This window comes from Metabacillus niabensis, assembly GCF_902829255.1.
Classification (GTDB): domain Bacteria; phylum Bacillota; class Bacilli; order Bacillales; family Bacillaceae; genus Metabacillus; species Metabacillus niabensis.
Genome location: NZ_CADEPK010000445.1, coordinates 1 through 11,963, shown reverse-complemented (window position 1 = coordinate 11,963; position 11,963 = coordinate 1). Strand labels below are relative to the sequence as shown.

The window sequence follows — 11,963 nt, the reverse complement described above, 5'->3', positions numbered from 1 at the left end:
GGCAAATTCAATTTTTCAAAAAATAACAAACTTTTTCATGTATGGTTTTATAGGATCTGGTTATATCCTATATAAAAAGTTCGAAAAGAATAAATGGCTAGTAAGAAAGATTTATATGTTGATAGCATTGGTTTTACATGGAATTCTCGCGATAATTATTTATTTTGTTATCACATTTCCCTTAGAATTCATTGTAGGTTTCTTTTGATTGAAAGAATAGTCTTATGTAATAGATATTATCGGTATTTGGCATAGTATGGTCTGTATTTGATTATATTTCGCTGCTTGTAATATAGCTACTCTTTCGATTGTAATTCAACTTTCAGGTCGGTATTTGCTATTGGTGCCGTGAAGGCCCAAGAAGTGCCGCTTCACTTTTTATTTTATAAGGACGTGACAAAATGAATCATTTACTCACTTGTACAACAGAAGAGCTTGCATTGATGGTTAGTGTTGCAGGATTTCCTAGTGTTGCAAAAGGAATAGCTGAGACAGCAATTGGTAGCAAGACTGAGAATGAATGGGTTGCAATTATGGAAGCAACTTCACATCAGCTTATTATGAAAAGAATGTGGGACCCCGCTCTTGAGGAGAAGGGAGAGCTACCATTAACTCATGAAACATTAAAATTTATTGAGAAATACGTAAATTCAGGACGGATGATACGTTGTTCAAATGCGCCACAGCAATCTGTTTTAATGCTTCATCATTACGAGGATGATGAATGGTTAATGCATCTTATTGATCGCGATATTATTCATGAATTTGCATTGATTACATCTTCGCAAATTCATGAGATCATCCGTGACTATTATGGCATTGAATTTCCTAAATTTGCAGGAGAACACCGCTTTGCTTTAACAGATGAGGCATTTGATTTACTAAGTAAACCTGATGAGGTTGAAGCAGTGCGTAATACTTATAGCCTTACTGAAAATGAGGATGTTGCATTTTCAATGTTTGTCGAGGATTTACAAACATTCAATTGGACGTTATTTAATATTTCAAATTTTAGTATGAGTATGAATGAAAATGAAATGTATTTAGAAAATATCCTCTTCTTTTTACCATCAAGCCGCGGTATTTGGATTTCAGAGTATACTGAGGATGAACAGAAACCGATCCATATCCATTTAGCTGATCAACAAGAATGGCAGGAGATTCTTTCTGGAATCGGAAGCATGGTAACATTGCAAGTATAATTAAGTTGGTTTGTGTTAAGGAGTAGTACCCTCCCTAACACAGACCATACATGTCAATCCTTTACCACCTATGAGCCTTTGCATTACTTCTCAGAATAATGGTGTTCTGGGATACTTCTGTATGCCCATTTACTTGAGATTTCGAACGCTTAGGTCTTGTCCAATTATGGTGAAACTTTTGAGAATGTGGATCTAAATGATCTCTATAGCTCACTACGTATCACCTCATAGTTAGGATTGTTTTTTGATACGATGTATATTACATGGTATCTTTTTTAGTATTTGAAAAGATCAGGAAAACCATTCAGTTTTTCCTGAAATACGATGGACTAGAAATATTCTGCTTCAGCATGTTATTCCTTCTAAAAGAATAAAGTCTAAAGGGAGTTACTTTATTCATATGAGGAGGAATGGAAGTGGGGTATTATGTAAAGGTTGAGAGGGATGTTCAACTTTATGTTGAGGATCTTAACAGAAAGAGTAAAAAGCCAATATTGTTTATCCACGGGTGGCCTGCAAATCATAAGATGTTTGAATATCAGTTTAATCAGTTGCCTCGGTATGGCTATCGTTGTATTGGCATTGATTGCAGGGGCTTCGGATATTCTGATAAGCCATGGAAAGGCTACACATATAATCGTTTAGCAGATGATATTCGCATTGTAATTGATTCACTTAAGCTGGAGAATGTCACACTTGTTGGCCATTCTACCGGGGGAGCAATCGCAATCCGTTATATGTCTCGCTATTATGGGGATAAGGTATCAAAGCTAGTTCTTCTTGCAGCAGCAGCTCCAAGCTTAATACAACGTCCATATTTTCCATATGGTTTAAAAAAGGAAGATGTTACGGACATAATTGAAAAGACTTATAAGGATCGCCCAAAAATGCTTAGTGATTTTAAGGATATGTTTTTCTACCAAAAAATTTCTGAGCCATTTGCTGATTGGTTTTTTCAATTAGGAATTCAGGCTGCAAGCTGGTCGACTGCAGCTGTGGCCGAGACCTGGCTGAAAGAGGAGCAATTGTTTTTTGACCTTGGAACAATTGCTATTCCGACTTTAATTTTGCATGGGATTCATGATCAGGTTTGTCACTTCCCGTTAGCAGAAGCACAAAAACAAGGAATAAAAAACTCGGTACTAATTCCGTTTGAAAATAGTGGACACGGATTGTTTTGGGAAGAGCGTAATAAAGTAAATCAAGAACTATTCCGATTTATTGGCTAGGTGTACTAAAGCAAAACGATCATTGGAGGATGAAGAAAGTCCTTCAATGATTGAAGTGATTTTTACAATTCCTTTGCTAAGATTTCCCCTGGTAACCCGTCTATTTCGCAAAGTTTTTCTGGAAATAAAACATTATTACTCAATATTTTCTTCGATGCAGCATTGTTTGGAGCGATTATAGCAACAACACGTTCTAATCCTAATTGTTCACACCTTTCCAATAACTCCTTAGAGATTTGTCTGCAGTTCCCCTTTCCAAAATGTTCAGGCAAATGTAAATAGCCAAGTTCTGCCTCGCCTTGCGTACTAGGATTTAAATCTACTTTTCTAAGTTCTAAAAATAACTTTTCCTCTTTATAAAATCCTTCAAACTGTCAAAATCGTTGAACGTTCATTTCTATCATGTCCTTTCGGAAATTTCACTGTGCCTCTTCAATAAGGAAAGCTCGTTCTGTCACCATTTTCATCACCCCTTATTTCAATAATAGCTGAAAATAATAGGAGAAACTCTCCTCTTCAATCTTTTCAAATATAAGAAGATCTGCCATTCGTTTTCTGGATTTTAATAAAGTGTTTATTTTCATTATCAATAAATTCAGGGAAATTTAAGGAATCCTCTCTTTATGTTTAAACGACTGTAAAATATAAACCACTTGACATTCACCCTCTATTGCATATAATAATCATATTAATCCGATGGTTTAGATGAGAATTGGAAAAGCAGGTGAGAAGATTGTTTTTAACTATAAACGAAGTTTCAAAGCAATTTAATAACCGTGAAAATAACATTGAAACTGTTTTAAATGATGTAAACTTACAAGTCAAAGAAGGCGAATTTGTTTCCATTTTAGGGCCTTCTGGTTGTGGGAAATCAACGTTGCTTTCAATTGTTGCCGGTCTTACAAAGCAGACATCAGGAGAACTTATTTTACAAGGAAAAAAAATTAATGGGCCTGGTAAGGAAAGAGGAATGGTATTCCAGCAAGCAGCTTTATTTCCATGGTTAACTGTTGAAGAAAATGTGATGTTTCCCCTCAGGAAAGAAATGTCTAAAAAAGAGGCAAAAGAAAAGGCACATAAATATTTATCATTGGTACAACTAAGCCCATATACAAAGCATTCACCTCACGAGCTTTCAGGTGGTATGCAGCAGCGTGTTTCGATCGCGAGAGCACTTGCGATGGATCCAGCGCTTTTACTAATGGATGAACCTTTCGGGGCGTTGGATGAACAAACACGTTCTAGATTACATGAAGTTCTTGAAAAGGTCTTTTTAGAAACAAAGAAAACGATTTTGTTTGTAACACATAGTATCCATGAAGCGCTTAAATTGTCTGACCGAATTGTTGTTATGGGAACTCAGCCTGGACGAATTTTAGATATTATTGAGCTTGATTTTCCGAGACCTCGCGAACAAGCACGTGAAGAGCTTTTACCATATGAAGAAAGAATCCAACAGTTATTAAAGTCAGAGATTGATAAAGTAATAGAAAAGGAGCAGCAATATGAAAACAGTCATTAAGCGAATACTGTTCTTCGGTATTCTGTTCATAGTATGGCAAGTTGCGGTAACAGTTTTAAATATTTCAGAATCATTGCTGCCTGCACCAACTGATGTGTTTACATCTCTTTATACGGGTTTTGCTGATATGACGCTAGTGTATGATTTGGCAGCAAGCTTTAAACGGTTGGCGATCGGACTAGTGATTGCCTTAACACTTGGACTTATTTTAGGTGTATTCTTAGCAAAATCAAAAACAGCGGATGAAACACTTGGTTCGTTAATTATTGCCCTTCAATCGGTACCTAGTATTGTTTGGCTGCCATTAGCAATTATGTGGTTCGGACTAAATGAAGCAGCTGTCACATTTATTATCGTCCTAGGTGCTACTCTTGTCATGACCTTAAATATGAGAACAGGCTTAAAAAATGTCCCACCTCTATATATTAAGGCAGCACAAACAATGAATTATAAAGGGTTTAGCCTTTTTTGGAAGGTTATGTTTCCGGCATCTATACCTTACGCAGTTACTGGTACAAGGCTTGCGTGGGCGTTTGCTTGGAGAGCATTGATGGCTGGTGAACTTCTAAGTACTGGACCAGGTCTAGGATATAAGCTAAAATTTGCTTCAGATTTTGGTGATATGAGCTTAGTTATTGCAATAATGCTTATGATTATGGTTATAGGGGTTATTGTTGATTTATTATTTTTCCAACGAGTTGAAAAAAGCGTCATGAAAAAGTGGGGCTTGGATCAGAATTAATTTATGGAGGGTAACATCATGAAAAAAGGATTATTACTTGCACTTATTTCGATTTTATTTATCGGTGTTTTAGCTGCATGTGGCTCTTCCTCAAGCTCAAATGGAGCAGGTGGAAGCAAGAAGGAGGTTGTGATTGGATATTTTCCAAACATTGACCACGTACCAGCAATGATTGCGAAGGAAAAGAAATATTTTGAGGAAGCTCTTGGAGAAGATGTGAAAGTAACGTACAAAACCTTTCCAGATGGAGCTGCATTTATGACGGCATTAAAAACTGGCGATATTACAGCTGGTTTAGTTGGACCAGGACCCGTTATGAATAACTATGCTAACGGTGCAGATGTTAAAATTGTTGCAGGTGCATCTTCTGGTGGTACAGTTGTTGTTGCATCTAAGCAAAGCGGCATCCAATCAATTGATGACTTATCAGGAAAAACATTTATTACTCCTGGTGTAGGATGTACACATGATGTTCAAATGGAAACATTTTTAAAGGATTATGGAATTACATCAGCTCGTATTGGTGGAACTCTAAAACATGTTACAGGAAATCCAGCACAATATAGTGCTATGTTTGAATCAGGTAAAGTGGATGTTGCGGCTGTTCCAGAGCCATGGGCGTCACAATTAGTGAATGACGGAGCAAAGGTTATCGTTGATACAAAGGATATTGCTTATGGAACGACTCTACCAAATACTGTATTAGTCACATCAGGCAAGTTAATTAAAGAAGACAAAGAGCTTGTTCAAAAGATTGTTAGTGCTCATGAAAAAGGTGTTCAATTTATTAATGACAATCCGGAAGAAGCACGTGATATTGCGATAAAAGCAATTAAAGAAATTACAGATCAAGAGCTTGACCCAGCAATAGTTGATAGTGCATGGAAACGTGTAACATATACAACAGAAGTGAATGCAGATGTCGTTCAAGATTTTGCTAATTCATCTTTTGAATTGAAATTCTTAAAAGAAAAACCTGAATTTAGTGAATTAATTGATACGCAATTTTTAACAAAGTAGGCGTTCTATATGAGAAAAATAGTATCGGTTTTTATTCTTGCTGTTCTTGGTATGGTAGGCTGCTCGCAGTCTATCAACCTTGAAGAGCATTTTTCATTAAATGGCACTGTTGGGTCACTTACTGCAATGAATCAAAATAATGAAAAGGTTGATATTCCGAAAGATTATAAGGATAAAATTTGGTTAGCTGCTTTTATCTTTACGAATTGTGATACGGTTTGTCCGCCGATGACGATGAACATGGCAACATTACAGAAACAGGCGAAGCAGGAGCATCTCGATGTTGAATTTGTCTCATTTACGATTGATCCGGAAAATGATAAACCAGACGTTCTCAAAAACTTTGCGAAATCCTTTGGGGCAGATGAAACGAATTGGAATTTCCTCACAGGGTATGACCAAGCGGTTATAGAATCATTTGCAAATACAAGCTATATCGCACCTGCTGCAAAGTTAGATGGATCTAATCAATTTGTTCATAGCTCTGCAATTTACCTTATGAAAGGTACAACGATATTAGAGCAATATGAAGTTTCAGCAGATGTACCTTATGAAAAAATTATCGAAGATATCAAACTATTACAATAATTGTATTGCAATCTATACTCGAATCATGTAAAGTTATAGAAAATAATAATTCTAAAATTTCATACATTTCTTATCAAGAGAGGCAGAGGGACTGGCCCTACGAAGCCTCAGCAACCGGTACAAAAACAAAGTAAAAGCTTATTGTGACATGTTTGCTAAGTCTATTTATTCAGTTAGTAGTCTAAATGCAACATATCAATAAAGCTCTTTACGAGTACCAAGGTGCTAAATCCAGCAAGCCACACCAGCATTATGCTTGAGAGATAAGAAGGAGCGATCATCGTATATAAAGTCTTCTTCTTAATGAGGAAGACTTTTTTTGATCAATGAAAGTTTTTTGAATAGATAATGGGGAAAATCCTCTTAAATAATATCTAGTTTAAATGATCAATCACTCCAGCAAGGCTCTCCCGTTTTTTCGTAACCGAGGAGAAACAGACATAACTTATAACATTAGGATGGTGACTAGCAATGACACAACGTATTGAAACAAAATTAGCCCAAATTGGAAACCGTAGTGAAAATGTGACAGGGACAGTAAATCCTCCTGTTTATTTTTCGACTGCATATCGGCATGAGGGGATCGGGCAATCAACAGGATTTGATTATATTCGTACCGGAAATCCTACAAGAGGATTAGTAGAAAAGGCTATTGCTGATTTAGAGCACGGTGACCGTGGCTTTGCATTTAGCTCGGGTATGGCTGCGATTCAAACAATTATGGCTCTATTCCAAAGCGGTGATGAATTAATCGTATCAAGTGATTTATATGGTGGTACATATCGTTTGTTTGAAAGAGAATGGCGAAAATATGGTTTGTCATTTAAATATGATGATTTTACAAACCCACAAGAAACAGAAAAACTGATTTCTGAAAAAACAAAAGCATTATTTATCGAAACACCTACAAATCCATTGATGCAGGAAACAGATATAAAAGAGCTTGCTGAGATTGCGAAAAAGCATGGCATTTTAGTTATTGTCGATAATACATTCTATACACCTGTTATTCAAACACCAATTTTATTAGGAGCAGACATCGTTATCCATAGTGCGACAAAATATTTAGGGGGACATAATGATGTGCTAGCAGGCTTAGTTGTTACAAAAGGGCAGGAGCTAAGCGATGAGTTCTTTCAACATCAAAATGCGATTGGCGCTGTTTTATCGCCATTTGATTCCTGGTTATTAATGCGTGGAATGAAAACATTATCATTACGTGTGAGACAGCATGAACAAAACGCGCAAAAGGTTGCGCAATTTTTGGAATCACATTCTGATGTACTTGATGTGCTATACCCTGGAAGAGGTGGAATGTTATCGTTCCGTCTGCAGGATGAAACGTGGGTAAATCCGTTTTTAAAAAGCCTTAAGGTTATTTCATTTGCAGAAAGCTTAGGTGGAATTGAAAGCTTTATAACGTATCCTGCAACACAAACACATATGGATATTCCTGAGGAAGTAAGAATTGCAAATGGTGTTTGTAATCGATTATTACGCTTCTCAGTAGGGGTAGAGCATGTAGAGGATATAATTTCTGACTTAGAACAAAGCTTTAAACAAATGAAGGGAGCTGAAGCATAATGAGCGAGCATAATTGGTCATTTCAAACGAAGCTCCTTCATAATGGGGCAAAGGTTGATCAAGGAACAGGTGCAGTAAGTGTGCCTATTCACCATGCATCAACCTTCCATCAATTTGATTTTGATGAATATGGAAAGTATGATTATTCCCGTTCGGGGAATCCAACACGTGAAGCATTGGAACAAGCAATCGCAGAATTAGAGGGGGGAACGAGAGGAATGGCATTTGCCTCAGGAATGGCAGCTATTTCTACAGCCTTCTTGCTATTATCACAAGGAGATCACGTCGTTGTTACAGAAGATGTCTATGGGGGCACATTTAGAATTATTACGGATGTACTCACTAGATTTGGTATTGAACATACATTTGTTGATATGACTGATCTTCATCAGGTTGCTTCAGCCATTCGTCCAAATACGAAAGTTATCTATATGGAAACACCATCTAATCCATTGTTAAAGGTTACAGATATTCGTGGTATCGTGAATCTTGCGAAGGCAAATAATTGTTTAACATTTTTAGATAACACATTCCTAACACCTGAATTGCAAAGACCGTTAGAGCTTGGTGTCGATGTCGTGTTACATAGTGCGACAAAGTTTCTAGCAGGGCATAGTGATGTGCTCGCAGGACTTGCTGTTGTTAAGGATGAGGAATTAGGAAATCGTTTATATAAGCTGCAAAATGCGTTTGGAGCAGTCCTTGGCGTACAAGATGCTTGGCTTGTTCTAAGAGGATTAAAAACATTGCATGTGCGATTAAAGCAATCTCAAGCATCTGCACAAAAAATAGCTGAATATTTAAGCAAGCATGAAAAGGTCGAGCAAGTATACTATCCAGGATTAAGCTTCCATCCAGGATATGAAACACAGAAGTATCAAGCAGATGGACCAGGAGCAGTTCTCTCATTCAGACTGGCGGATGCTGAGGCAGTTAAAACACTTGTAAACAATGTGAAGCTACCAGTATTTGCTGTAAGTCTTGGTGCAGTGGAGTCGATTTTATCGTATCCAGCGAGAATGTCACATGCAGCAATGCCAGCTGAGGAACGAGAAAAGCGTGGTATTACAGACGGTTTATTACGACTTAGCGTTGGCTTAGAAAATGCAGATGACATTATAAAAGACTTTGAGGAAGCATTAGAAAAATTACCTGTAAAGCAAAGTACAAAATAATAAATATAATAAGAGATGACAAAATTGTTTTAGCGAAGACTTATTTTGTCATCTCTTTGTTGCGTAAAACTAAAAGGAGATCTAGCATTTATTGTTACGTTTCGGCTAAACAGAGGTAGTTTGACATGAATTAATATCATTTTATAATTCTTCGATAAAAAGGATAAAGAGAAATTGTCTATTTAAATTTCATTACTTGTACTCAGTACGTTTATAATTGTCTATTAATGGTAGTTTTAATCAGTATATTGAAAAACCGCTTTTATTTGAGCAGCTACAGTGATTTCGCCAGATTGGATTGGTGGGGTAAACGCTTCGGTACTTACAGCGATTTGGTAAGTATCTCTACTTAATGGTTGAATTTGTTGTATAGTTTGTTCGGTTAATTTTATTGGTGTTTTTAGATAAGTTAAACCTATCGTTCTAGAAATTTCCCTTGCCTTATCTTTTGCATTTTGGATAGCCAATTTTAAAGCTTCTTGATAATGAAAGTCAGGATTAGATAGACGAAATTGTAAATTACTAGTTCGGTTTGCCTCATTTTCAATAACAACTCGATAAATAGTGGCAATTTTTGAAAGGTCTCTTACTTTGATTTGGAATAAATGCTCCACTACATAGCCCCTAAATATCGACTGTCCCTCTACAAAATCGTATTTTGGATTAATTGAATAGACAATCGAAGTTATATCATTTTCTTCTATTCCAATCTCTTTTAATGCTTCAAGCAGCTGATTCGATTTTTGTGTATTCTCCTCCTGTGCTGTTTGAATTTGCATATTTTCAGTTACAACTCCAACATTTAATAGTGCTTCGTCAGGCTTAACTGACACAGTTCCACTTCCGTTAACCGTCATTGTAAAATGCCCCTTATGACGGTACGAATTGGTAGCTGAACGATAATGATGACGAATGGAAGCCGGATCCATCATGTAAAACATTCATTTTCACGCTCCTTTTTTAATAATGGATTTTAAAAGGGACGAACATTTTGCAGCTGCATGATTTTTACAACCATTTCCCCTATTTGTCTCCCTAACCGTAGCCCTTCATCATTATCTGCTTTAAAATGGACACCAGCATAGAGACGTGATTGAGCACTTTCTTTCATTAATGCTGATAATCTGACAGACTCTGAAGGAAAGAAGTATCTTAATAATACTTCTGAACAGCCTGCGATCGTTGCATGTGCAGAGGGGTAAGCAGGAAATCGCGGGGTAAAAACAACTGGAGCTAAGCTTTGATTAAATTGGATTGGGCGGGCAACATCCTACCATGACATTACACAAGTATCATTTATCGCTGCATGATAATATCCGAGCATTCTTGCACAGCTTGGAGTGCCTAATTGGTATTTTTCTGCTAATTCGTATAAAAGTGAAGAAATTTTTGCTGTAAGCTCCCCTGTAGCCCAATATTCAGCAGATTTCCTTTGCTCAGCTGTTAATGAGAGAAGTGTTTGTTTTACGATAAATAATTCATGGTCCCAATCAATTTGATTTGGCTGCTTAATAATCCATTTAATTGGTTGCTTCAAAACATCTAAAAATTGATGATTTGCACCTCTATATATAAAAAACATTGGCCAAAAGGCAGGCTCAGAATGCCCTCAAGGAGGAGTTGACTCGTTAGGATAAGGATGTTCTGACCATCTTCGGTACTGTATTGGCATAACGCACTCAGCCCCTTATGATAAACGATAATTTAAAAGAAAAGTTCCTTCTATCTTATTAGAAATGACAAAAATTATAGAACGAATAAATTAACATTTGCCGTAAAAAAGTTCTGATGAGGGATTCGAAAAGCTTTTTCTTTTTGTCATCTCATTTCTCAATTTTATGCATGTACCGAAAAGTCTCCTCATATATAAAAAAGTAAGCTATTGCTTTTTGCACAATTTAGAAAAGGGGGAGCAAAATGAAAAAATTGAAGAATAGCTTGTTATTTCCTATATTGCTTTTATGTATGATGGTGATCGCTGCATGTGGTGGAGGAACTGAATCAGGAGGTTCTGCCAATGATGAGAATGCTGATACAGATACAAAATCAGGTGAAAGCCAGGATTTAAGCTTATTAACAGGTGGTACAGGTGGTACATACTATCCACTTGGTGGACAAATTGGGAAAATCATTTCTGATAATACAAATGCAAAAATTACTCCACAAACATCTGGCGCATCAGCTGAAAATATGGAAACATTGCGAGCAGGTGAAGCAGAGCTAGCATTCTCGCAAACAGATATTACTGCATATGCCCTTGAAGGAAAAGAGATGTTTGAAGGTGATCCAATTGACAACATTCAAGCGATAGCTTCATTATACCCAGAAACAATTCAGCTAGTTACAACTAAGAAGAGTGGGATTGAGTCTGTTGAGGATTTAAAAGGAAAGGCAGTTTCGATTGGAGCTCCCGGATCAGGTGTTTATATTAATGCAGTACAAATTTTAGAAATCCATGGAATGACAGTTGATGATATTAAAGCGCAAAACCTTTCGTTTGATGAATCAACAGATGGCATTCAATCAGGAACGATTGATGCAGCTTTTGTGACTGCCGGTACACCAACTGGAGCTGTTGAAGCTTTAGCAGCCCAAGAGGATGTTGTTATTGTTCCGATTGCAGATGATAAAATCAAAAGTTTGATGGAGAAATATCCTTATTATGCAGAGGATACAATTACAAGCGGAACATATAATATTGAATCTGATGTAAAAACGGTCGCAATTAAAGCAATGTTAGTAGCAACGAAAGATCTTGATGAAACGCTCGTCTATGACATGACAAAAGCATTATTCGAAAATACTGATAAAATCACACATGCAAAAGGTGAATTAATTAAAGCGGAGACTGCTCTTGAAGGTTTAGGTGATTTAGAATTACACCCAGGAGCTGCTAAATAT

The 11,963-nt window shown here is 36.7% G+C and carries 13 protein-coding genes, 1 pseudogene and 1 riboswitch; of the genes and pseudogenes, 9 read left to right on the top strand and 5 right to left on the bottom strand.

Annotated features, from left to right (window positions below; all coding sequences use genetic code 11):
- Positions 1–401 precede the first annotated feature (401 nt).
- Positions 402–1,202, top strand: a complete 801-nt coding sequence (locus HU235_RS24040; protein ID WP_174881839.1) for a hypothetical protein — start codon at positions 402–404, stop codon at positions 1,200–1,202.
- Between the two features lie 61 nt (positions 1,203–1,263).
- On the opposite strand, the gene HU235_RS24035 is transcribed toward HU235_RS24040, so the two are convergent.
- On the bottom strand, positions 1,264–1,416 hold the full coding sequence (locus HU235_RS24035) for a YpzG family protein (protein ID WP_095298340.1): 153 nt from the start codon (positions 1,414–1,416) through the stop codon (positions 1,264–1,266).
- 202 nt (positions 1,417–1,618) lie between these two features.
- Here HU235_RS24035 and HU235_RS24030 point away from each other — a divergent pair, with 202 nt between their 5' ends.
- Positions 1,619–2,431, top strand: a complete 813-nt coding sequence (locus HU235_RS24030; RefSeq protein ID WP_174881838.1) for an alpha/beta fold hydrolase — start codon at positions 1,619–1,621, stop codon at positions 2,429–2,431.
- Positions 2,432–2,493: 62 nt separating this feature from the next.
- Here the strand turns inward: HU235_RS24030 and HU235_RS24025 are convergent.
- Positions 2,494–2,724: pseudogene (locus tag HU235_RS24025) on the bottom strand (GNAT family N-acetyltransferase); the annotation flags it as partial.
- A 440-nt stretch (positions 2,725–3,164) separates the two neighbouring features.
- Between HU235_RS24025 and HU235_RS24020 the strand changes: the two are divergent.
- The 6 genes from HU235_RS24020 (at position 3,165) to metC (ending at position 9,062) form a co-directional block, all read left to right on the top strand.
- Entirely contained in the window at positions 3,165–3,953 is a 789-nt protein-coding gene (locus HU235_RS24020; RefSeq protein ID WP_174881837.1) for an ABC transporter ATP-binding protein, read from the top strand.
- Complete coding sequence (locus HU235_RS24015; protein WP_174881836.1) at positions 3,937–4,695, top strand: ABC transporter permease; 759 nt, start codon at positions 3,937–3,939, stop codon at positions 4,693–4,695. The genes HU235_RS24020 and HU235_RS24015 overlap by 17 nt, the downstream gene beginning before the upstream one ends.
- A gap of 18 nt (positions 4,696–4,713) precedes the next feature.
- Positions 4,714–5,715 (top strand): aliphatic sulfonate ABC transporter substrate-binding protein, encoded by a 1,002-nt coding sequence (locus HU235_RS24010; protein ID WP_174881835.1) that lies wholly within the window; start codon positions 4,714–4,716, stop codon positions 5,713–5,715.
- Between the two features lie 9 nt (positions 5,716–5,724).
- Complete coding sequence (locus HU235_RS24005; RefSeq protein WP_174881834.1) at positions 5,725–6,303, top strand: SCO family protein; 579 nt, start codon at positions 5,725–5,727, stop codon at positions 6,301–6,303.
- Between the two features lie 67 nt (positions 6,304–6,370).
- A riboswitch (SAM riboswitch) is annotated at positions 6,371–6,573 on the top strand.
- A 201-nt stretch (positions 6,574–6,774) separates the two neighbouring features.
- The gene (locus tag HU235_RS24000; RefSeq protein WP_174881833.1) at positions 6,775–7,887 is read left to right on the top strand and encodes a methionine biosynthesis PLP-dependent protein; all 1,113 of its coding nucleotides are present in this window, start codon (positions 6,775–6,777) and stop codon (positions 7,885–7,887) included.
- Positions 7,887–9,062, top strand: coding sequence for a cystathionine beta-lyase (metC, locus tag HU235_RS23995; protein WP_174881832.1), 1,176 nt, complete (start codon positions 7,887–7,889; stop codon positions 9,060–9,062). Before HU235_RS24000 ends, metC begins: the two co-directional genes overlap by 1 nt.
- Before the next feature lie 236 nt (positions 9,063–9,298).
- On the opposite strand, the gene HU235_RS23990 is transcribed toward metC, so the two are convergent.
- The 3 genes from HU235_RS23990 to HU235_RS25230 form a co-directional block, all read right to left on the bottom strand.
- Complete coding sequence (locus HU235_RS23990) at positions 9,299–10,003, bottom strand: SIMPL domain-containing protein (protein WP_174881831.1); 705 nt, start codon at positions 10,001–10,003, stop codon at positions 9,299–9,301.
- 32 nt (positions 10,004–10,035) lie between these two features.
- Complete coding sequence (locus HU235_RS25235; RefSeq protein ID WP_233452416.1) at positions 10,036–10,173, bottom strand: hypothetical protein; 138 nt, start codon at positions 10,171–10,173, stop codon at positions 10,036–10,038.
- 159 nt (positions 10,174–10,332) lie between these two features.
- On the bottom strand, positions 10,333–10,644 hold the full coding sequence (locus HU235_RS25230) for a hypothetical protein (protein ID WP_233452415.1): 312 nt from the start codon (positions 10,642–10,644) through the stop codon (positions 10,333–10,335).
- Positions 10,645–10,979: 335 nt separating this feature from the next.
- On the opposite strand from HU235_RS25230, the gene HU235_RS23980 reads away from it, so the two are divergent.
- Positions 10,980–11,963, top strand: a 984-nt coding sequence (locus tag HU235_RS23980; RefSeq protein ID WP_174881830.1) for a TAXI family TRAP transporter solute-binding subunit, incomplete at its 3' end; no start/stop codon positions are given.

Bases quoted from the DNA above. Each gene is read 5' to 3' on its own strand.
- HU235_RS24040 (WP_174881839.1), top strand. From the start codon at position 402: ATGAATCATTTACTCACTTGTACAACAGAAGAGCTTGCATTGATGGTT.
- HU235_RS24015 (WP_174881836.1), top strand. From the start codon at position 3,937: ATGAAAACAGTCATTAAGCGAATACTGTTCTTCGGTATTCTGTTCATA.
- HU235_RS24010 (WP_174881835.1), top strand. From the start codon at position 4,714: ATGAAAAAAGGATTATTACTTGCACTTATTTCGATTTTATTTATCGGT.
- HU235_RS24005 (WP_174881834.1), top strand. From the start codon at position 5,725: ATGAGAAAAATAGTATCGGTTTTTATTCTTGCTGTTCTTGGTATGGTA.
- HU235_RS24000 (WP_174881833.1), top strand. From the start codon at position 6,775: ATGACACAACGTATTGAAACAAAATTAGCCCAAATTGGAAACCGTAGT.
- metC (WP_174881832.1), top strand. From the start codon at position 7,887: ATGAGCGAGCATAATTGGTCATTTCAAACGAAGCTCCTTCATAATGGG.
- HU235_RS23990 (WP_174881831.1), bottom strand. From the start codon at position 10,003: ATGTTTTACATGATGGATCCGGCTTCCATTCGTCATCATTATCGTTCA.
- HU235_RS25235 (WP_233452416.1), bottom strand. From the start codon at position 10,173: ATGAAAGAAAGTGCTCAATCACGTCTCTATGCTGGTGTCCATTTTAAA.
- HU235_RS25230 (WP_233452415.1), bottom strand. From the start codon at position 10,644: ATGTTTTTTATATATAGAGGTGCAAATCATCAATTTTTAGATGTTTTG.